The organism is Methanosarcina mazei S-6 (genome assembly GCF_000970205.1).
GTDB classification, from domain to species: domain Archaea; phylum Halobacteriota; class Methanosarcinia; order Methanosarcinales; family Methanosarcinaceae; genus Methanosarcina; species Methanosarcina mazei.
Window position 1 is genome coordinate 2,410,404 of sequence record NZ_CP009512.1, and the last position, 20,442, is coordinate 2,430,845.

19 protein-coding genes are annotated in these 20,442 nt (G+C 42.4%); 11 read left to right on the top strand and 8 right to left on the bottom strand.

The genetic code is table 11. The features are described from left to right. The first annotated feature begins 552 nt into the window (after positions 1-552). Positions 553-825: a hypothetical protein gene (locus MSMAS_RS18860; protein WP_155395242.1), complete on the top strand. Its 273-nt coding sequence runs from the start codon at positions 553-555 to the stop codon at positions 823-825. A 319-nt stretch (positions 826-1,144) separates the two neighbouring features. Here the strand turns inward: MSMAS_RS18860 and MSMAS_RS18865 are convergent, their stop codons facing one another. Both MSMAS_RS18865 and MSMAS_RS10330 read right to left on the bottom strand, forming a co-directional pair. Then, positions 1,145-1,318 carry a hypothetical protein gene (locus MSMAS_RS18865; RefSeq protein WP_155395243.1) on the bottom strand — a complete coding sequence of 58 codons (174 nt, stop codon included), beginning with the start codon at positions 1,316-1,318 and terminating at the stop codon, positions 1,145-1,147. 233 nt (positions 1,319-1,551) lie between these two features. Further along, positions 1,552-2,286, bottom strand: a complete 735-nt coding sequence (locus tag MSMAS_RS10330) for a pirin family protein (protein WP_048046537.1) — start codon at positions 2,284-2,286, stop codon at positions 1,552-1,554. A gap of 479 nt (positions 2,287-2,765) precedes the next feature. Between MSMAS_RS10330 and MSMAS_RS10335 the strand changes: the two genes are divergently transcribed. Beyond that, entirely contained in the window at positions 2,766-3,674 is a 909-nt protein-coding gene (locus MSMAS_RS10335; RefSeq protein ID WP_048046538.1) for a TIGR00269 family protein, read from the top strand. Positions 3,675-4,060: 386 nt separating this feature from the next. Here MSMAS_RS10335 and MSMAS_RS10340 read toward each other — a convergent pair whose 3' ends face one another. Then, positions 4,061-5,086 carry a DUF7847 domain-containing protein gene (locus tag MSMAS_RS10340; protein WP_015412802.1) on the bottom strand — a complete coding sequence of 342 codons (1,026 nt, stop codon included), beginning with the start codon at positions 5,084-5,086 and terminating at the stop codon, positions 4,061-4,063. A gap of 82 nt (positions 5,087-5,168) precedes the next feature. Here MSMAS_RS10340 and MSMAS_RS10345 point away from each other — a divergent pair, with 82 nt between their 5' ends. Beyond that, entirely contained in the window at positions 5,169-5,744 is a 576-nt protein-coding gene (locus MSMAS_RS10345) for a hypothetical protein (RefSeq protein ID WP_011034703.1), read from the top strand. A 205-nt stretch (positions 5,745-5,949) separates the two neighbouring features. Here the strand turns inward: MSMAS_RS10345 and MSMAS_RS10350 are convergent, their stop codons facing one another. Both MSMAS_RS10350 and MSMAS_RS10355 read right to left on the bottom strand, forming a co-directional pair. Beyond that, positions 5,950-6,624, bottom strand: a complete 675-nt coding sequence (locus MSMAS_RS10350) for a molybdenum cofactor guanylyltransferase (RefSeq protein ID WP_011034702.1) — start codon at positions 6,622-6,624, stop codon at positions 5,950-5,952. Positions 6,625-6,749: 125 nt separating this feature from the next. After that, the gene (locus tag MSMAS_RS10355; protein WP_011034701.1) at positions 6,750-7,586 is read right to left on the bottom strand and encodes a molybdopterin synthase; all 837 of its coding nucleotides are present in this window, start codon (positions 7,584-7,586) and stop codon (positions 6,750-6,752) included. Positions 7,587-7,914: 328 nt separating this feature from the next. Between MSMAS_RS10355 and radC the strand changes: the two genes are divergently transcribed. The 8 genes from radC (at position 7,915) to MSMAS_RS10385 (ending at position 16,794) form a co-directional block, all read left to right on the top strand. Next, the gene (gene radC / locus MSMAS_RS10360; protein WP_011034700.1) at positions 7,915-8,604 is read left to right on the top strand and encodes a RadC family protein; all 690 of its coding nucleotides are present in this window, start codon (positions 7,915-7,917) and stop codon (positions 8,602-8,604) included. 323 nt (positions 8,605-8,927) lie between these two features. After that, on the top strand, positions 8,928-9,497 hold the full coding sequence (locus MSMAS_RS10365) for a flavodoxin family protein (protein ID WP_048043375.1): 570 nt from the start codon (positions 8,928-8,930) through the stop codon (positions 9,495-9,497). Between the two features lie 328 nt (positions 9,498-9,825). After that, on the top strand, positions 9,826-10,866 hold the full coding sequence (mmp11, locus tag MSMAS_RS10370; protein WP_011034698.1) for a methanogenesis marker protein 11: 1,041 nt from the start codon (positions 9,826-9,828) through the stop codon (positions 10,864-10,866). A 65-nt stretch (positions 10,867-10,931) separates the two neighbouring features. Next, the gene (locus MSMAS_RS10375; protein WP_011034697.1) at positions 10,932-12,683 is read left to right on the top strand and encodes a thiamine pyrophosphate-dependent enzyme; all 1,752 of its coding nucleotides are present in this window, start codon (positions 10,932-10,934) and stop codon (positions 12,681-12,683) included. 498 nt (positions 12,684-13,181) lie between these two features. Further along, complete coding sequence (locus MSMAS_RS18870) at positions 13,182-13,346, top strand: hypothetical protein (RefSeq protein ID WP_015412796.1); 165 nt, start codon at positions 13,182-13,184, stop codon at positions 13,344-13,346. A 228-nt stretch (positions 13,347-13,574) separates the two neighbouring features. Next, the gene (locus MSMAS_RS10380; protein WP_048046539.1) at positions 13,575-15,914 is read left to right on the top strand and encodes a DUF3160 domain-containing protein; all 2,340 of its coding nucleotides are present in this window, start codon (positions 13,575-13,577) and stop codon (positions 15,912-15,914) included. 206 nt (positions 15,915-16,120) lie between these two features. Next, entirely contained in the window at positions 16,121-16,273 is a 153-nt protein-coding gene (locus MSMAS_RS19250; RefSeq protein ID WP_015412794.1) for a hypothetical protein, read from the top strand. A gap of 35 nt (positions 16,274-16,308) precedes the next feature. Continuing rightward, positions 16,309-16,794: a hypothetical protein gene (locus MSMAS_RS10385; RefSeq protein WP_048043378.1), complete on the top strand. Its 486-nt coding sequence runs from the start codon at positions 16,309-16,311 to the stop codon at positions 16,792-16,794. Between the two features lie 206 nt (positions 16,795-17,000). On the opposite strand, the gene MSMAS_RS10390 is transcribed toward MSMAS_RS10385, so the two are convergent. The 3 genes from MSMAS_RS10390 to MSMAS_RS10400 all read right to left on the bottom strand — a co-directional run bounded on the left by MSMAS_RS10390 (position 17,001) and on the right by MSMAS_RS10400 (position 20,307). Further along, positions 17,001-18,218: a homocitrate synthase family protein gene (locus MSMAS_RS10390; protein WP_048046540.1), complete on the bottom strand. Its 1,218-nt coding sequence runs from the start codon at positions 18,216-18,218 to the stop codon at positions 17,001-17,003. Between the two features lie 456 nt (positions 18,219-18,674). Continuing rightward, a complete protein-coding gene (locus MSMAS_RS10395) occupies positions 18,675-19,502 on the bottom strand; it encodes an NAD(+)/NADH kinase (RefSeq protein WP_048040635.1) in 828 nt (275 codons plus the stop codon). 1 nt (position 19,503) lies between these two features. After that, on the bottom strand, positions 19,504-20,307 hold the full coding sequence (locus MSMAS_RS10400; protein WP_011034692.1) for a bifunctional fructose-bisphosphatase/inositol-phosphate phosphatase: 804 nt from the start codon (positions 20,305-20,307) through the stop codon (positions 19,504-19,506). Between the last annotated feature and the right edge of the window lie 135 nt (positions 20,308-20,442).

Consider the following 20,442-nt stretch of genomic DNA (forward strand, 5'->3'; position numbering starts at 1 on the left):
AAAAAATAAAATTCTAAAATATATTATTTAAGATAGGGGAGACACATTTCAGGAGAGATCATAAAGGAACGAAGATAAAATAAGAAAAATAAAAAAAGAACGAAGATAAAATAAGAAAAATAAGAAAAGAACGAAGATAAAAGAAAAGAGATAAGAAAGAAACGAAGATAAAAGAAAAAGAAAATGAAAGAAAAAATGCATAAAAGAGTATTTAAATCAGAAAAAACAAAGCGATCTATCAGGATTTTTAATTAAGATGAGAAATTTCAAACCTGTTAGTATAAATAAATTTCCGTTGAAAATAATACCCTTCTAATAAATAGAGGGGTTTTCGGCAGAAAGTATAAAAGCAAAATTCGAAAAGTCAAACATTTTTAGTTTACCGATCTGATAAGCCGCTTGAAAAATTTGAAGGTTCTTTATTACAACAAAGTAAAAAAAAAATCATTTCCATTTATGTTTTATATGTAACAGTTATACTATAGCTTGTAGTCCTAAATGCTAATATTGAATGGGGTTCATGAGAGCATTTAGCAAAAAACAGCAGGGCAATTGAGGTTCGCCATTCCTCAGTCTGCTCTGGGCAACCCGGAACCCCGCCCTCTTGAGGCAAAATCGAGGTTTTTTGCCATTCCTCGGTTTAAGCTCAGGGAGAGGTATCGGGAAAAGAGGTCCGAAGTGAGGTTCGCCATTCCTCACCCGGTCTCTCAGATATCAGAAGCAATAGAGAAGTGCGGGGGCAAATCCCTCTCTAAACTATTTTTACCCCCCACTTCAACTCTATTCTCTATGCTGTCCAGTTTTATCCTCTGTTATATTCAATAAAACTGGGACTCTGTTTTGAATTTGCCATTAACAACTCAAACATCTAAATTCAGTAACTGTTTCATTGTTCCTTTATTATAAAAATAAGATTAATCCTTCATATACAAAGTGGGCTGTGCCGCAATCTTCTGCTTCTTTACTTCTTCCTTAACCTCTCAACTTTTATCTGGCTTCCCGAACTTCTGCCCTTTAAGACCCTCCCCATTCCGGCTGGTCTTCCGTCAATCATTTCCTCTCCCTGAATGCCCTTTCTTTTTATCACTTCCTCTTTCAGGAAGGCTTTTCTCTGAATTATTCTCTTTTTCAGTTACTTCAGCCTCTAAAGATTCCTCCTTGCCAGAATCTTCATGTTCTTCCAGGCTTCTCTCCCGGAGAACTCCAGCCTCGTCAGATTCGCCTCTGCCTGGCTGATCCTGTATCGTATCACTCCCTCTCCCTGGCAGTTTTTCTTTTCTGTCACTTCCTCTTCCCAGTTGAGTATGCCTCTTCTCATCTCCTTTTTTAGAGTTTTTTACTTTTCATGTGTTTTTTTAATTTTTTTATCAGGACTTTCTCTGTCAGACCTGGTTTATAAGAATACAGTCTATCAAGATAATATTCTTGTTGTCAGCCAGTAATGACAGGATTGGTTTTATTCGACCACGATGTTGAGATTGGTTTGTTGGCAATGAAATTGAGATTGGTTTTTTGTCTCAAAAATGAGCCTCAAAAACACTTATTCCGTGCTCAGTTCCTGTTATGGATTTCCGCTCCCTGAGTGGAAACATCAATCAGGATAAATTCTGCAGGCTGACCTGCACAAACAGATTCCATGTGGATTACCTGCTCAAGGTCAATGCGAGCCTGATCTCCCTGCTCTATTCTCTGTCCATTAACGGTGAGCTCGCCGACAGACGTGTAAATGAAAGTTCGGCGGTTATCCTGTGTGTAAAAATGGATAACATGTCCCTTTTCGAGGCTGCACCGGTAAACTGTTGCATCGGCGTTTATCTTCAGGGCGTCCTTAAAATCCTGTCCAGAAGCGACCGGATGCAGCTGATTTCTCCATTCCATGCATTCAAACTTTTTTTGAGAATAAGAAGGTTCGAGGCCACTTCTGGACGGTAAAATCCAGATCTGATAAAAGTGCAGGACTTCCTTATCCCTGTTAAACTCTGAATGAAGTATCCCTGTACCTGCGGTAATGCTCTGTACTTCTTCTTTTCCAAGGGTTCCCCTGTTCCCCATACTGTCTTCATGCGTTATTTCCCCGTCAAGAACAACGGATATAATTTCCATCTCGGAGTGCCTGTGAGCCGAAAACCCCTTTCCCGGCTGGACGGTATCATCATTAAAGGCGCGCAGGTTTCCAAACTGGACGTTGTCAGGATCATAATAGTTTGAAAAAGAAAAAAGCATGTAGCTTTTTAGCCAGCCTGAATCCTCAAAATGCCTGGCTCCCGCCGGAATTATTCTGAGCATATAAGATCCCTTTCTTCCCATGTAATTATTCGAATATTTGAATATTTGAATATTTGAATATTTGAATATTTGAATAATAAGTAAGGTTTGATGGATGAATAGAATATACCTTTGGAAACAGAGTTTAGCAATAGTATTCAGTAACATTGTTCAGCGACATAGTTCGGAAATGTATTTCAGTAAAATATTAAGAAAGACAGTTAAGAAATATAGTTGAGAAATGTAGTTGGAAAAAGTTGAGAAATATAGTTGGAAAATATAGTTAAGAAATGTAGTTAGGAAATAGTTAAGAAATATAATTTAATGAATGATCACCAGGCTTTCTTTGACAGGTTAAAAAGATCAGTCTTCTTTGCAAAAGACACGTAAAAAACAATATATACGAGTGCTCCCTTTCCTAAAGGAGCCTGTTACAATCAAATTTTCGTTTTTTTCAGATTACCAGTGCAAAGTAAAAAAGGACTTTAAAAGGATTTCAAATGACAATTAAATGTAAAAAATGTAACCATGATGCTATTATTTTTCAAAAATACTCAGGAATGCACCTGTGTAAAAGGCATTTTATAGAGGACGTTGAAAGGAAAATTAAGCTGACTGTCCGGAGAGATTACAGCATACAGAAAAATGATGTAATAGCCGTTGCTCTGAGTGGAGGAAAGGACAGCTCGGTCGCTCTTTATATCATGCATAAGATCCTGGGGAACAGGCCTGATATTCAGATTGTGGCAATTTCAGTTGATGAGGGTATTAACGGATACCGCCCGCAATCCCTTGAGCTTGCAAAACAGCTTACTGAAACGCTTGGTGTTCGCCATATTATAAAATCTTTTAAAGATGAACATGGCGCAACAATGGACGAGCTGGCTGTAATGGACCGCGAAAAAGGCACATGCAGCTACTGTGGAGTTCTCAGGAAGAGCATTCTTAACAGGGTGGCTATCGAGATAGGCGCAACGAAACTGGTCACAGGACACAACCTGGACGATGAAGCCCAGACCATTCTCCTTAACCACTTCAGAGGAGACATGGAACGCATGGTCAGGCTTGCCCCTCCTGTAGCTGTTGAAGGGCTTGTTATGCGTGCAAAGCCTCTGCGGAATATTCCTGAAAAGGAGGTTGCACTCTATGCCCTCGTAAATTCCCTGCCAGTGGATTTCAGTGAATGCCCGTATGCAGGGGAAGCCCTGCGAGGAGAAATAAGGGAACTGTTAAACGGTTTTGAGACAAACCACCCCGGAACCAAGTACTCTCTGCTCCGGGGATTTGACAAGCTTGTTGGGGCACTGGCAAAGGAACTTCCTCCTGCAAAAATTGAAAAATGCAGGATCTGCGGAGATACCTGCACGGAAAATATATGCCAGGCATGCAAACTGCTCGGCAGGACGTAAGAGAGCAGAACTGAAATCAGGCATTTTCTGGCTAAATAGCCGGTATTCTGAATCAGATTTCCAGAACAGTTAAAGCTTTCATTTTCATTTGTATTTTTTATTTTTATTTTTATTTTTATTTTTATTTTTATTTTTATTTTTATTTTTATTTTCTGTAAGCAGCCGGGTTCAGCCGGAGAACAACGCGTGAACAGGATGAATTGAGATTCGATTTAAGACATTCAGGAACACTATCAGCCAGTAAGCTCGAGCTCCAAAATCAAGAGAAAAGGGAAAGCCAAGAAAGAAAAAAATTATGAAAAAGAGAAACTAAGAGAGAAAAAAATTAAGAAAAAGGGAAAGTTAAGAAAGAAAAGTATTTGTAGATTTCATGAAGTTTCGGACTTTTATAACCCATCAGGACCGGAAAGCAGGTCATCAGGGTTATAGAGTTTCCTTTCCTCTCCCAGAAGATAAAGCCGGGTCCACAGGACAGCAGTGAACGGCTGCAGTATGATCATCGGCACGAAATATGTTATGATTGAGACCAGAAGAATTTCCGAACCCAGGAGCTCGCCGATAAAACCATTGACGAAAGCAAGTCCGACTGAAAATGTCCAGAGAAAGAAAACATCAAGTTTATTGCTCATGAAAAAACCGTATCCGGCTTTCAGAGCGTCAAGGGGGTCGAGCTCATCAATTACTAGAGCATAAGGGGCAAGGGAAAATAAAATACTTATGACCAGCAGATAAACTGTCCAGAGCATGACTCCCGCTCCCAGCACTCCCATTCCTTTTACAGGCAGCCCGGGATTGTGAACAAGACTGTTCAGGTCTCCTATTGTGAGAGCTCCGGGCACGATAAATACAATGCCTGCGAGAACCATCAGAGCGAGAAGAAGGCTCGTGAGAAAAAGCCTGAAGCTGTTTTTCCAGCCTGATCTGAACATGTCAGAAAACACAGTATCTCCGGTCTCTGAGGCTTTCTTTGCCATTCCTATTGCCCCTGCTGTGAAAAAGGCCTGCAGAATCATGCTAAGCAGGAAAAAAGCAAGAACCAGGGCTACCGAGACCGGTATATTATTCTTAAACCCGTCCCATATCATGGAGTAAATTTCTTCATTGGTGAGGACAGCAGGATCTACCACATTCATAGACCCCGAAACGTAGAGCAGGGCACCTATTAAGACAAAGAAAAAGACAAAAAGGATTAAATTGATAAAAAAATTCAGGACATATGGAATACAAATATTCAGATTTCTAACCCAGGTCTTGAACCCTCTATTCAATATTGTTCCAAAATCTTCATACATGTGACACGACCTTCCAGTTTTTAAGGCAGCAGCTCTGCACCCCCTCTTTGCAGCAATGTCCTGACTGACTGCAAAAATGAGACTCTTGTGCAGGCTCACATGCCCTATTTTCGGATACATATGCAGAAGATAAATATATAATCTCTTATTCAAGTACAGATAAGAACAGTGACGATCAATAACGAAAGCAAAAGGCGATCACATGAAAAAGCTGGAAAATTACATACCTTTTTCAGTCCCGGATAACCCTTCCGCGCGCGAAAAACCTTCAGGACCTGCAAATCCAAAAAGATTCACAGTCCCGGACAAACCTGAAACAGACAATCCTCAAAAAGAAGTAGTTGTACTCGGGCACTGCCTTCTCAACCCCATTGCAAGAGTAAAAGGAGCAAAACCGGTTATCCCTATTGATGCAAAAGGAGCAAACGTAATCCAGCTCCCCTGTCCGGAATCAATGTACCTTGGAATAAGGCGCAGGGAAATCACCAAAGACCAGCTCGACCACCCAGCCTACAGGCGCTTTTGCAGAGAAATCTTCACCCCGTTTGCGGATATGCTCGAAGACCTCGCAATAAATGGCGTAAGCATAAGGATTATCGGCGTCCCTAAAAGCCCTTCCTGCGGTGTCAGAATAACAAGCGTAGGCGGCGAGCCAGGAAAATCGAAGGAGTTCCACCATATCCATTCACAGGAGCCCGGCGTGTTTATGGAAGAGATTATGAAGGAACTTGAAAGGCGCAGGGTCAGTTTTGAGATTGAGGACGCCAGCACGCAATGAGACCTCTATGTACGATTTCAATTAGTTAGTTCTCTTGAGCGTAGCGAAAAGGACAGCGCACTGCAGAGCCGCAACTCTGCCGGGACGAGAACAGTTAGGTATAGTGAATAAGTTAACTCGATTGATTATCCCAAATTCATGATTTAGAGGAGTAGTTTTGAGCTGCAGGATCAGCACGCTAACAAACTGCAAATTATTCATTATATTATAATCCCACTTTTTCCTTCGCATGCCCGATCATGTTTTCAAGGTCTTCAACCGTATTGATATTCACAAAAGTCCTCAGTTCCGGATCAAATTCCCTTATTTCCGAAACCTCAACGAAAACGACATCCTGCATCTGAAAAACCGGCGCAAGAACTGAGTGTTTCCCCCTCTCAAAAGCTTTTTCGATTTCCGGCAGCATTTTTTTTGAGTAGACCGCATGAAGAGGCTCAAACATTCTCTCTTCCCACCTCGGGATAGCAGCATCGTGACCGCTTGCTTTCTCAAACAGCAGGTCTACAATTTCAGGGTTTACAAAAGGCATATCTCCGGCGCAGACGAAAGAGTTTTCGGATCTGGATTCAAGCAGCCCCGCCCGAATGCCTTCAAGAGGGCCGGCGTCTTCCAGAGAATCAAAGCAGAAACGAATTTCCCTATCAGGAAATTTATCAAGCACGGGAAAGAGCTTTTCTTTCTGTGAGTTATCACGGACCGAAAGGATAACCTCATCAACAACCCGGAACAGGTTTTCAAGCAGTCTCTCGAGAATGGTTTTTCGTTCGAATTCGAGAAGGGCTTTTTCGACCATACCCATCCTGCGTCCTCTTCCGCCTGCCAGTACAATCGCGCTTCGAAAGCTCCTTTTTTGCTCTTTAGATTCCGTTTTTTTATTCATCTAACCGCATCCGGACATTGAATTTCTTTTTAACTTGAGCCTGCCCAGTATGTTTACTAAACCCTATTTTTATATCATATACATTTTCCTTTTTTTCTTTCTATTCTTTTCTTTCTTAACCTTTTTCAGGCATGTTCCCTATCATGGACCCAGAAATGCTCTTTTTCGGTGAATTCCTTTTTCCAGATCGGAGCTTCTGTTTTTATCCTTTCAATAGCTTCACTGAGGGCAGGGAAGAGTTCGGTCCTGTGGGCGGATGCGATCACAATGTAAACAATGTCCTCTCCGGCTTCTATTAAGCCTGTTTTGTGGTGGATAAGGACTTCAAGTATACCTTCTTTTTTCTTTATTTCGTCCCGGATACGGTCGAGGACTTTTGAGGCTTCCGGTTCGTATTTTTCGAACTCGAGCCTTGATGTTTTTTCTTCTCCCGCAAGCTCGCGTACAATGCCAGTAAAGGTACCTATTGCTCCTGCTTTCCTTATATCAGGATTCTTGCGGACTTTTTTGACAAGGGCTTCCAGGGTATAGCGGTCTGGCTGGGCGAGGGCGATTCCTACTAAGGACGCTGTAAGTTCCTCATGAGGGTCAATGTTTTCCGGTACCCTGAAAATGATGTTGGAAACGCCTTCAATGTCTCCAAGGGCTATTTTCGGAAGGTTGCTCGCCTTAAACCCTTCCACGACAGCGAAATCAAGGCCTCTGTCACAGAGCATATCAAGGGCATCTTCAAGGCCCGAGTCCCTGGCGAAGCTGACGAGTTCGGTGCCTGTAATCCCCACTACCATATCCGCTCCCGCATCAAAATGCCTTCCAGTATCAGTTTCTGCAGGGTTCAGGCGCTGCTCTCCCATGTGTTTAACAGTACCCACTGTCCCGAACCCTGAAAGCTGCCTTACAAGAGCTGAGACAAGGGCTGTTTTTCCTGATTTCTTATACCCGACAACGGAAACGACTTTCATCAAAGAGCCTTATGGATTTCCCGGTATAAGTAAAGGCCGGCACATTTCTGCGGTTTCCTTTAAATAGGACCATTTGAAGGTCTAGAATTATAATAAGGATAGAATAAACACAAAATTGATAACAAATAAATTCTTTTTTCATATATTTTAGACTTATTTGATTATTTTTAGAAAGATTCAAATATCCAAACTATTAATAGTATTAATCACAGTCCGCCCGAAAAGAATCGTAATCAGGGATGCAGCTCAGTTTTCTCTAAACACAGCAGGGCTGATGGGCACCGGATACCTGTTAATTGGCAGTAAAAGTGAAAAGTGGGGATGGAATATGGAAGTAAGTAAAATAAGGATTCATGACCTTCCTGAAGAAGAACGACCGAGGGAACGGCTCATTAAGAACGGGCCTGAATCCCTTTCAAATGCTGAGCTTCTCGGGATAGTCCTGAGGACAGGCTCAAGGGAAGAAAATGTTATCAGCCTGTGCAGCCGGATACTCATGGAGTATAATATCAAGCAGCTCAGCCTTGCAAACGTTTCAAAGCTTATGCAGGTCAATGGGATAGGAAAGGCAAAAGCTGCACAGATAGCTGCGGTTTTTGAACTCGCAAGGCGGCTTGAAACCTTTGTGGAAGAGCCAAAAAGAAAAATATCTTCCCCAAAGGACGTCTATACCCTGATGTATCCTAAAATGCGTGAACAAAAAAAAGAAAAATTTATAACGCTCTATCTTGATACAAAAAACCAGATACTTAAAGAAGAAGTGGTATCCATAGGCAGCCTGAATGCCAGTATCGTTCATCCGCGAGAGGTTTTTAAATCTGCACTTATGGAATCCTCGGCGTCCGTAATCATGGTCCATAACCATCCCTCTGGAGACCCGAGCCCGAGCAGGGAAGATATAATGGTTACTGAAAAACTGGTAGAAGGAGGAAAACTCCTTGGAATCGACATCCTTGACCACATAATTATAGGGGATGGCAGGTACGTAAGCCTTAAAGACGAAGGGTTTGTTAAATGAGAACTCTAATAGAAGAGCTGTGAAGAATAGTAACAGAAGCCATAAATGAAGCTTCCATCAGAATACTTGAAATCATCCTGTAACGTCTAAAAGAATCTGAAAAATTATTACCTATTCTTCTAACACGCCCTGTAGTTTTAAACTTCTCTACCTGTTCAAATTTCCCTTACTTCTAATTCCTTATTTCTAATAATTCATCGGGCCCGAAGAAGAAGAAAAAGATTCTAAATACATTTATTTGAAGTATAAACCCCTTATAGCCTGATTCTTCTGCCGGTCTAAAATGCTGAAAAGCTAGATAAATAAAATATGAGTTGAAATTTATGAAAGTTTTAGGTATTAACGGAAGCGCGAGAAAAGACGGTAATACCGCAATCCTGATTAAAACGGTATTTGATGAGCTCATGAAAGAAGGGATTGAAACCGAACTCATTCAGCTTTCAGAAAACAGAATAGAAGGCTGCAGAGCCTGTCATAAAAATAAGGATAAGCAATGTGTAATTACAGATGATTTTTTCAATGAATGCCTTGCAAAAATGATAGCTTCAGATGGGATTATTCTTGGTTCTCCGGTATATTCTGCCGGTGTGACTTCTCAAATGAAAGCCTTAGTTGACAGAGCAAGTATGGTACTGGCAGGAAATAAAGGGTTACTTAAACATAAAGTTGGAGCATCCGTTATAGCTGCTCGCCGCGGCGGAGCTATCAGTGCTTTTGATACCCTGAATAACTTCCTGTACAGTAAAGAGATGATCCTTACAGGCTCAAGTTACTGGAATATGGTTTACGGAAACGCCATAGGAGAAGTCGAACAGGATAAAGAAGGCATTGAAAATATGAAAAATCTCGGACAAAATATGGCATGGATTTTGAAGAAAATCCATAGTAGTTGAGATTAAAGTTAGATTATTAAGGCTATTACAGTTAGATATTTGAGATTAGATGATAGAATCACAATAGTTAAGATGTGGTCAAGTAGTTAAGATTAATTTAGTCAGAAAATAAAATTTACACAGTTAAATGAATGAAATTAATACAGCTAGATAAACGAAATTAATACAGATAGATACTGGTTAATACAGTTAGATAATGAGGTTAATACAGTTAGATACTTGTACTGTTAGATTCTTATACTCGACCCCGGTTCGCCCGGTAAACCCTATATTATCAACTTTTTGTTTAACCTGCTAAATCTACGATACTTATATATATCTACAGGAAATGGGCTTTCGACAAACAATTATCCTCCCACTTTCTATCCCCTTTAAAAAGGAGGTCTTCGGCATTACAAAACATATAAACGCCTGTGCACTGGACAACAGACAGACTGAGGAAGTAAATCTTGATGATCCTTACACCGTGCCTTACCGGGGCATTTATGCGGTCTGTGACGCGAAAAACGAATACGCGGAAATTATTGAACACTCCAACTGCTATAGCGGGGCAGCATGGTCACTTTACCACTATGCAAAATCTCCACTTATCCTGAAAGCCCGTTCAACGGGAAATATGATCCGTTATTTTATGAAAACCGGAACCTCAAATCTCGAACTCAAACCCTCGGTTGCAGCCGCAGGCATTGAATCCGTAATCGTTCAGGGGGACGAAGTTGAGATCACCTATGCAGGGCTGGGGGGCGGAGGCGTCGGCGCAACTCGCTGCAGGGCATTTGCAGACGGAGTTCTACATTACAGGATATCAGAATCCGGAGGAGAGCGCTGTGCAAAAGGGACCGTTGTAGTTCCACGAAGGGACCGTATCCTTATCGGCATAGATGATACGGATTCAAAGGATGTGGGAGCTACCTGGACCCTGACACATAATATTGCAAGACAGCTCGACTGCCAGGAATCTGTTTATCTTTCACATTCCCTTGTCCAGCTCTTCCCTGTACCTGAAAAAACCCAGAACTGCATGTCAACGGTTCTGGAGTTCGGATGTGTCGATGATAAGGCAAAGTCAAAGCTGCTCAGTTCTTTTAAAAAAGCACTTGAAAAGTACAGTGCATCAAAAGAAACAGGGCTTGTAGTATTATCTGATTTTTATGCAAAAGGGCTTTACTCTTACAGCAACCGCTGCCGTACTGAAAGAGTTTTAAAAGAGGATTCCCTGCGCTGTGCTGAAGAAAACAATGTGGAAGTCCTGCTTGACGGCAATGGGGTAATAGGTGCTCTTGCCTCCCTCCCCTGGTTCGGAAGACCCGAAGAATCTATTATCCCGGGGACCGAAATAAAGCCGATGTGTATGGAAAAAACCAGCTGAAATATGTCGGATCCCGAATTGTGCAGGTATACTCAAAACTCCTATAATTCCCGGACGGGGTCAGCTTGAAAGAAGAAACAATACATGAAACCGCATGCAATGGGTTTGAAGCCCTTTATTTTGCTGTCCTTGACAGTGATGTCGCACTTATAACAGGAGTCCCCGGGTACCCTGTCACCTCCCTGATGGAGCTTTTTTTGAAAACATGCGGTTCAACTGAAACTGAAACCGGAAGTTCAATTATAAGCAGTCCAGATATAAGCCGTACAGGAAACGGTTCAGATATAAACGGTTCAGATATAAACGGTTCAGATATAAACGGTTCAGATATAAACAGTTCGAATATAAGCAGATCAAATAAAAGCTGTTTACCTGAAGTAAACTGTCCAGCTTACAGAGCCAGCTGGCTTACGAATGAGAAAGTTGCCCTGGAAGTAGCTCTTGGAGCCTCCGTATCAGGCAGAAGGGCTCTTGTGCTTGTAAAGCACGTTGGCATGAATCTCCTTTCCGACCCCCTCATAACCTCGGTTACGCATACCATCGGAGCAGGTCTGATAATCATTGCAGGAGACGACCCCGGTGTAAAAGGCTCTCAAAATGAGCAGGACTCTCGCTGGTATGGCAAAATAGCCGAAGTCGCTGTATTCGACCCAAGTAGTCCCGAAACTGCCTACAGGTCTCTAAGAAGGGCTTATGAGCTTTCTGAAGAAAGGCATATTCCGGTTATAATCAGGGTAACTGCTGGTCTGGAGAAGAGCAAAGGAAAAATCAAGCGCTTCCCAGCACCTTCAGTCCTCCACCCCGAATTTGACCGCTCAATCTGGAAACTCCGGATGGTGGAAAAACACGAGCATTTTCACTCCAAAGTTTATCCTATGCTTGAATACGAATCTGAAAATACTGACCTGAACGAAATAAGGGAGAAGGTTAAAAGAGAAGATGCCGAGCGGACTGAAGGAGAAAAAAGCTTTGGAGTCATATCTTCCGGTTTCGCGTCCTCTCTTGTCGAAGAAGTATTGGTAAAATCAGGAAAACATAAGAAAATTTCTCATTTTGTCCTTAACCTTGTAAACCCTCTTCCCCTGAAGAAGATAGGAGTTTTTCTGAAAGACAAACAGAAAGTGCTGGTGGTTGAAGAGTCCGAACCCTTTATAGAAGAGCAGATACGCATTGAGGGTAATGTTTACGGCAAAAAAACAGGACATCTCCCATACGGTCAGGTGACCTCTAAAGACATTGACTTTGCCCTTGAACACATCGAAGAAGAAAAAGTCTCGAGACCAGCAGACCCCGGGCTTATAGAATCCAGAAAAAAAAGCAGGGCTTCAATCTGTGAGGACTGCCCCTATCTCCCCCTTTACAATTTTCTCCGCATATCCGGTGTCCGGGTTGCAGGGGATATGGGCTGTTCCGTCCGGAGCGCTCCGGAACCACTTTCTGCGGTTGATGTCAGCTTCGCCCTGGGTTCGGCAATTTCTGTTGCCTGTGGGTTTGAGAGAAAAGGAATAGCTGTAATAGGGGACTTTGCCCTTGCCCATTCCGGCATCCTCGGACTCTTAAACGCTGTAAGCGAAGGCCATGAAGTACTTGTGCTCGTACTCCAGAACGAAGTAGCAGCCATGACAGGAGGGCAGAAAGTCCCTGACCTCAGGAAAGTGATAGAAGCGATAGTTCCTGATGTATCAGTATTCGATATGGACGGCAGGAAGGAAAAAGAACAGGCATCCGGCTCAGAACTTTCTGACCTTATAACAGAGAAACTCGCTCTTCCGGGCATTTCAGTTATTTTTATAAAAGGAGTATGCAGAAAATATTGAGATGCAGGGCTTTTTTTCAAACTTATTCCCTGCTGTTTATTGTTTTTCATCCTCTATTCTTTCTCTTTTGTTTTCAGTTCACAGCTTTTCCCTTTTTAGTACAGGAAAAATCGGAAAAAATTGAAAAATAATAATAAAGTCATGAAAAGTTATGATTTAATATAAAGATTGAAATGTCAATTCCGGCTTTCAAGAATTATTTATCTTTTTCTAAATAAAACCGGAAATAATCATTTAGATTTTCAAAGATTATTTTTCGCTGTCCGATCTTCGGAAATCAGGATTATATGTACATTTTCATAGTTAAAAGCCTGTTTTTGCTAAAAATATAACTTCAAAATGATTCGAAGTTTAACAAAAAAATAAATGGTATGTGGAAAAATAAATAACCAAAGAGAAACAATTAATGATGGGGAATCAGGGTACACCTCAGTGTCTTGAACGAATAATTGAAACAATGACAGAAACCAGAAAAGGGCAGTAAAGGGGTGAATAAATTTGGACAGAAAACTTCAGATTTTACTTATTTTAGGAGTTCTCTTGCTTGTTGCAGGTGTACTTCTTTGTATTACCAGAGATCCGCTTCTATTAAGTTCAGGAGCTGTAGCTGCACTATTCATGATTTTGCTTTTCAGAATAGACCCCCTTAGCCCTCATGAATAACAGGAAAAAGGAGATTTCTCTTTTTTATTTGAGGAAAAACACTTAAAAAACAACTATTTTGTTTTTAAATTCATTACTGTAAATTTGACGCTATTATATTGGAGTCCCTGATTACTGTACATTTGACGTTATTATATTACGATACATTTGAAGTTATTATTACTGTACATTTGACGTTATTATTTTACATTAAATTATTTTTTACTGGTTTTGCACGAGGCATGGATAATGGACCGAAGAATAAGATTAGCAACAGTTTACCTGACGCTTTTGACCTTTATTTTGATCTTTGTTTTTTCTGCAGGCTGCTCCGGTCAGAATACAGAACAGGACGAACAGGGCTATGCAGCAGATATACTCAAAACAGAAGCCGTAACTTACTCCGGTCTTCTGGGCCAGGGCGCATCCCTGCCCATAAACTACAGCCTGGAAGCCGTAGATGTCAAATTAAAAGCTCCTTCTTATGATCTGCCACTCCAGAGGGATAAAATATCCAATTATGCAAACTTTTCTGACAAAATTCCTCTGAATGAGTCTGACCTTAAAGTTCTGGAAAGCAACGGTTTTGTGGTAATAAAGAACCCTTACAACCCTGAAGAAGAGGGTATAACCTCAATGTATGTGACCCTCAAGGAAGAGGAAGTTCCTGTTTTTATCACAACGGATTCTCTGCTGCACCTTTACCATATCCAGTTTGATGAAACACTCAGGCAGATAGAGGAAAAAGAGTTTTACGATACTCTCTGGGAAACCGACCTTGACCTCCTGAATGCGTCGGTCCAGGAGTACAGCAGCGCATCAGGAGAAGAAAAAGAAGCCGCAAGGAGAGATGCAGCCTATTTTGCAGTTGCTCTGAGCCTGCTTCAGCCTAAACCTTCACAGGAACAGGCAGCAGAAGACTCTTACTACTTTGTTGACGAAGCTCTTTTCCCTGCAGGCTCAGGAGAAAAATATCAGTTTGAGGTACCTTCATTTGTAAAGAAAGAAGTAGAAGCAGAACTCGCTTTGATAGAAGCCCATGAAGGTTTCACAGTTTCTCCGATTTTCCTCTATAAAGAAGACTATTCCCAGTACGTACCAAGAGGGCATTACACACGCTCCGAAAAATTGCAGAATTACTTTAAGGCTTTTATGTGGCACGGCAGGATGAGCATGCTCCTGAAGGACAGACTGATAGAGTCCGAAGACCCTGAAAAAGATGCCCGCATCCAGACTATCCAGGCATGCCTGATCGCTTCACAGCTTGAAAACTCGCCAGAACTTCTTGAAAAGTGGGACAGGATCTACGGGGTTACGGCTTTTTATGTAGGCTTCTCCGATGATCTTGGGCCTTACGAATATATGGAAGCAATGGACAGGGTCTTTGGCAACGAGGAAAGGAAATTCAACGAAACTGCAGTGGAGGAATTAAAATCCATACTTGCTCAAAACCAGGGCCCTCAAATTTACGGAGGCACTGGGAACTGTGCTCTTGAACCACCCTTCACTCCGGAACAGGCTGACGAATGCCTTGAAAACACAACAGGCTTCCGTTTCATGGGACAGCGCTTTATCCCTGACTCTTACGTTTTTTCAAATATGGTAGGAGCCTATACAGGGGAATACAGGGGTGAAAAGGAAGAACCTTTCACTTTTGTGATCTCAGGGGCGGGAAGGCCCATCCGCGGTTTCCCGCGCGGTCTTGACATAATGGCTCTCCTGGGCTCGGAAAGGGCTGTTTACTGGCTCGACGAACTGAATGATTCCAGTTACGAAAATTACAGTGTTCAGTATGTAGCCATGGACTCCGAATTCTCGAACTTCAGCGCAGCTGAGTGGAACAGGAACCTTTACTGGTCCTGGCTCTATTCCCTCCAGCCCCTCCTGAAAGACTACGGGGAAGGATACCCTACCTTTATGCAGACGGATGCCTGGCAGGACAAGGAACTGAGCACCTCTCTTTCTTCCTGGACTGAACTGAGGCACGACACAATACTGTACGCAAAACAGAGTTACACGATAGTTGAAACCGCAATGCCAATGCCGCCTGAAGAAAAACCGGTTGTGGGATATGTGGAGCCTGTCCCGGACTTTTATGCCAGGCTGTTTGCCCTGACTAAAATGACAAATCAGGGGCTGGACGAAATGGGTGTCCTTGACCCCGTTTCAAAATCTAGGCTCACGGAGCTTGAAACTATCCTTTCAAGGCTTCAGGCAATCTCGGAAAAGGAACTCGAAAATGAAGAGATGACAGAAGAAGACTACGAGTTTATCAGGGACTTCGGAGCTCAGCTTGAAGGGATCATAGCCGATGTGGATGAAAAAGCGAGAAAAACTACGGTAGTGGCTGATGTTCATACCGATGCAAATACTGAAGCCGCTCTCGAAGAAGGGGTGGGATACGTGGACATGATTGTAGTCGCATATAAACTTCCCGACGGCAGGGTCCTTATAGGGGCCGGACCCGTAATGAGTTATTACGAGTTCAAACAGCCCATTTCAGACCGCCTGACAGATGAAAAATGGAGAGAAATGCTGGAGAAAAACCCGCCGGAAAAGCCGGAGTGGACCTCCACCTACATTTCTTAATTTTTAGTTTTTCCAGGAAGAAAAATCGGCGTAATCAAAAATATTTCAGGAGAGTACGGGCAGGGATTGGCGTACCAGAATTTGCTTACTATTACCAGAATTAATACTCGGGCAGACATGGAAAGGTATTAATTGGAGAAGTATGAGTAATAATATGTGGGTGTATAATCAATAAAGCCATCTGGCAAAATCGTGAGGTAGTAACAATGTGTAGTGTTGGAGACCCTTTTGATTTCAATATGGAAGGAAAACTGCCGGTTAAAAACTATGTATGCAAAGAATGTGGAAATAAATTCAAAGGCATTGGCAAAAATGTGAAGTGTCCTTCCTGTCAGTCCACAAATGTAGCAGAGTCCTGAGAATCAACTGGATTTTTTAGATACTTATTTTTAACATGAAAAAACCGACCTCTTTTAAAGACATTTCACTGAAAGAAAGTGAAATGCTTCTCCTGCGCGGTAGTGCAGGGATAGTGGCTATTGTGAAAGCAGGTCCTAATGGACAGTTCTTTCTGGAAACTGAAAAAGAAGAAATTGTACTCGGACTGGAACCTCATGACCTGATTGTAGCCTCTTCATTTTCTGTGGGGGAAAAAACCGAGAAGGGGCTTAAATGCGTTCTCTTCATGATCCGGGAAATCCGGTCACCGTTAATAGTCCTTCCAAAAAACCATCCAGCATCACCAAGGCTTCCAATAGTCGTGTCGGCTGGTAAAAAGACTGTCTTGAGCTGCAATATCACGCCCGGAACTCATCCGAATCAGGATGTTCTGTGCGGCGCAAATGACTTTAATAATCTGGAGATAACAGGAACAACTGAGGGCGTGCATATTGAAAATATGCCGCAGTGTGAGGTATTGAAGGTTAACTTTGATATCTGATCATTAATATTCTTCACATTATCAGAAAAACTATCTGAAGACTCATTTTTTCAAGATATAAAAAGTACCCATAAAGAAATAGAAATTAGATTATTGGAAAAAAGATTATATTAATGGACAGCAGAAAATTAAAATGAATATTCATAAAAATTAGAATGAATCTTCAGAAACATTCTAATTTATGTTATAATTCCAGGCTAGAGTTTTCAGATAGAAAACTTCTCTTTTTCACTGCCTGAAGATTTCTGTTCCTGTTTTACCTGAGTGATCAGCCTTTCAAGCTGGTCCCGTGAGATGCTTTTGTGCTTTTCTTCAGTGCATACCTTGACTTTTTCAATAAGGGCACAGAGCTCTTCCCGCTCAAGACAGAAGCCAATGCTATTAATGATGCCTTTCAGGGCTTTTTTGCCTGTGTGCTTTCCTACAACAAGGTTGCGTTTTCCACCGACCATCTCCGGGAGGAAAAGTTCGTAAGTGCGCGGCTCTTCCAGAATTGCAGCCACATGGATCCCGGATTCGTGCGTGAAAGCGTTCTTCCCGACAACAGCCTTGTTTACCGAAGGGGTAATGCCTGAATATTCCGAAACCATCCCTGAGAGAGAATTAAGTTTGGTAGTATCATAACGCTCTATCCCATACTGAACTCTGAGGGCGACCAGAACTTCTTCCAGGGAGGCGTTTCCTGCCCTTTCCCCGATAGCGTTAACCGTTGTGTGGAGCTGTTTTGCCCCGGCTTCGGCGGCTGCAAGGGTGTTGGCTGTAGCCATGCCGAGGTCATCGTGGCAGTGGATACATATCGCAGTATTTACGGACTTGAAGATCTCACTTACAAGATAATTTGTTGTGGTGGGGTTCAGTATCCCAACGGTATCTGCAAGGCTTACATACTGCACTTTATACTCATTTTCAACTTCCTTAAAAGCCTGCTTGAGGCGTTCAACCGGAGTACGGCTTGCATCTTCAGCTGCAAAACGCACTTTTAAACCGTGGTCAGTTGCATATTCTATGGCTTCCTTGGCGCAGCCGAGCATATCCTCAAGGCTTCGATGATACTTGTACTTGAGGTGCATGTCTGACATTGCAATGAAAATGCTCACTATATCAACGTCACATTCAAGGGCAGCGTCAACATCCCCCTTTACTGCTCTTGAGAGACAGCAGATCCTTGAATTAAAGCCCTGGTTTGCAATTTCCTTTACAATTTCTTTTTCATCTGCGGAAACTACCGGAAACCCGGCTTCTATAACCTCAATACCCATGGAGTCAAGTTCACTGGCTACTGCCAGCTTCTGTTCTTTGGAGAACACAACGCCAGGGGTCTGTTCCCCATCGCGAAGGGTTACATCACAGATTTCGATATCAAGGGGGCGATAATCGATGAAATCCATAAGTGTGTTTCTGGAGTACTGCTCGCTCTCTGACATGGTTGCTGTTTCCCGTGATTTTTTCGGTTTGAGAAATTTATGATTATTTTTAATGATATTTGTATTGACTGCCCTGAAAAATAACTCAGAGGCCTGAATAAGAAATTGTGAGGTTAAAACCCCGGTAAAAGTCAAAAAACCTTATGTTTAGCAAGATTAGCATTAGCTTTACCTACATATGTATAAATGTTTTCCTTGGAGGAAAAGGGTTTCCGAGGCATTGTTTCTATATTTATTCGTAAAGAAAGCTCGCTGTACGTTATCCGGTTTTTACAAGCCGGTCCCTGAATCAATTTACCTAAAATTTACCTAAAATATAGAAATATAACCGGTTATACAAATGTAGCCAGTTATACAAATGTAACCAGTTATACAAATGTAACCAGTTATACAAATGTAGCCAGCATTTGATAATTAGAGAGCCCGGATAAAGCCCTGATATAAAAAAAGGATGTTTTAAGAGAGTTTTCTCTGGACCCTTTCATAAAAACATGTATCTGAAATCCTGACAAAACGTGCAGGAAATTTCGATTTTTTTAATTTGACGATATCTTCAGGCCTGATCCTGTAAGACTTCTGTCCGTCGATTGCAATTACAGCATCTTTTTTGTGCTCCAACAGTTTTACTGTAATTTCGCTGTCTGCGGGGATAACCCAGGGCCTTGAGGAGAGTTTGAAAGGGGCAACAGGAACAACAACAATTGCATTTACCCTCGGGTTTATAATGGGACCCCCTGCACTCATTGCATATGCAGTCGAGCCCGTAGGTGTTGCAAAAACCACACCATCCGCGCGCATCTCATCAAGAAGGCAGTCGTTTACATGGACTTCAAACTGGATAATTTTCGCGGGCTTTGCAGACATTACAGCAATCTCGTTTGTGGCGGTTTCAAGCATTTCCCCATTGAGAAAAACATCCACACGCATCCTTTCGAGATACGAAAAGCCGTAGAGGACTTCTTCTATGGTTTCAATCGCATCTTCAGGTTCCACATCCACGAGAAAACCGAGAGTGCCCATATTAATTCCCAGAATAGGAAGAGGATCTTTCATTTTGGCAATATTCCGAAGGACTGTCCCGTCTCCTCCCACACTTATAACGAGTTCGACTCCTTCATCCCTCATCCTTTCTACCGGAGTCCCTTCTATACCCAGGACTTCAGCCGTGGCGGTTGAGACGAAAATCTGCACCTGGGAACTGAAACGAGCAAGGATCTCCCTTACCATGTCAAGAACTTCAGGCCTGTCGCAACGCGATGCAATCCCTATCCTCTTTATAGCCAAATTATCCCCCTGAGAGCAAATGTAAAATCTTCTCATGCACATGCCCGTTGGACGCGACCATGTCCACTCTGGCAGTAACATTATCTGGAAGCCTCAGGAGATTTCCATACCCGTCAGTCACACGTCCGCCGGCTTCCTCAAGGATAAGCTGCCCTGCTGCAACATCGGTTACGCGTAAGGCTCTTCTGACATCCACAAAGGCATCAAGCCTGCCTGATGCTACATAACACAATTCAAGCGCAACGCTCCCAAAAAGCCTTACTCGCCTGATATTGCTGTATATCTTCCGTGTCCTTTCCACGTTCTGCCTGTAGCCGTATACGCTGGCACAGAGGCTCTTAAGGTCCGAATTGTGAGATGGTCTTATTGTTTTTCCGTTAAGGTAAGCTCCTTTTCCAGCTTCCGCGTGAAATTCCTCTTTTAATGCAAGGTTGCTTACATACCCAAATCTCAGGTCTGAAAGGTCATGAGAAGCAAACGCAATTGAAACACTGTAAAAAGGAATGCCTGAAGAAGCATTGTATGTCCCGTCCAGGGGGTCGAGCACAACAGAGAACTCAGGAGATTTCCCGATAATAAGCTCTCCAAGCTCTTCACTGAGTATCCTCATGGATCTGCCGTCGGCTTTAAGCGCCTCAACTATAGCATCTTCTGCTACCTGGTCTATGCTGGTAGTGGGCGTTCCGTCAGCTCCCATGCCTACGAAGCTGCTTGCCGAATCAGTGCCCACAAGCTCAAAAGTTGCATCGTATGCAGCTTTAAAAGCCTCCTGACACAGTTTTAAAAAGTTTGAATTAGAGGTCATGTAAAGATCGGATTATTCTATCTCAAATCCCCTTTTCCATAATTCGGATTTAGGGGTTCTGGAAACAAAGGCTTTAAAATCAGGACCAGGGCAGCCCACCGAATATTTTTTCCAAAAATTCACCCGGGAGTCCTG

Excerpts from the sequence above, each read along its gene's own strand:
- MSMAS_RS18865 (WP_155395243.1), bottom strand. The coding sequence starts at position 1,318 with ATGAGAAGAGGCATACTCAACTGGGAAGAGGAAGTGACAGAAAAGAAA.
- MSMAS_RS10330 (WP_048046537.1), bottom strand. The coding sequence starts at position 2,286 with ATGCTCAGAATAATTCCGGCGGGAGCCAGGCATTTTGAGGATTCAGGC.
- MSMAS_RS10335 (WP_048046538.1), top strand. The coding sequence starts at position 2,766 with ATGACAATTAAATGTAAAAAATGTAACCATGATGCTATTATTTTTCAA.
- MSMAS_RS10340 (WP_015412802.1), bottom strand. The coding sequence starts at position 5,086 with ATGTATCCGAAAATAGGGCATGTGAGCCTGCACAAGAGTCTCATTTTT.
- MSMAS_RS10345 (WP_011034703.1), top strand. The coding sequence starts at position 5,169 with ATGAAAAAGCTGGAAAATTACATACCTTTTTCAGTCCCGGATAACCCT.
- MSMAS_RS10350 (WP_011034702.1), bottom strand. The coding sequence starts at position 6,624 with ATGAATAAAAAAACGGAATCTAAAGAGCAAAAAAGGAGCTTTCGAAGC.
- MSMAS_RS10355 (WP_011034701.1), bottom strand. The coding sequence starts at position 7,586 with ATGAAAGTCGTTTCCGTTGTCGGGTATAAGAAATCAGGAAAAACAGCC.
- radC (WP_011034700.1), top strand. The coding sequence starts at position 7,915 with ATGGAAGTAAGTAAAATAAGGATTCATGACCTTCCTGAAGAAGAACGA.
- MSMAS_RS10365 (WP_048043375.1), top strand. The coding sequence starts at position 8,928 with ATGAAAGTTTTAGGTATTAACGGAAGCGCGAGAAAAGACGGTAATACC.
- mmp11 (WP_011034698.1), top strand. The coding sequence starts at position 9,826 with ATGGGCTTTCGACAAACAATTATCCTCCCACTTTCTATCCCCTTTAAA.
- MSMAS_RS10380 (WP_048046539.1), top strand. The coding sequence starts at position 13,575 with ATGGACCGAAGAATAAGATTAGCAACAGTTTACCTGACGCTTTTGACC.
- MSMAS_RS19250 (WP_015412794.1), top strand. The coding sequence starts at position 16,121 with ATGTGTAGTGTTGGAGACCCTTTTGATTTCAATATGGAAGGAAAACTG.
- MSMAS_RS10385 (WP_048043378.1), top strand. The coding sequence starts at position 16,309 with ATGAAAAAACCGACCTCTTTTAAAGACATTTCACTGAAAGAAAGTGAA.
- MSMAS_RS10390 (WP_048046540.1), bottom strand. The coding sequence starts at position 18,218 with ATGTCAGAGAGCGAGCAGTACTCCAGAAACACACTTATGGATTTCATC.
- MSMAS_RS10400 (WP_011034692.1), bottom strand. The coding sequence starts at position 20,307 with ATGACCTCTAATTCAAACTTTTTAAAACTGTGTCAGGAGGCTTTTAAA.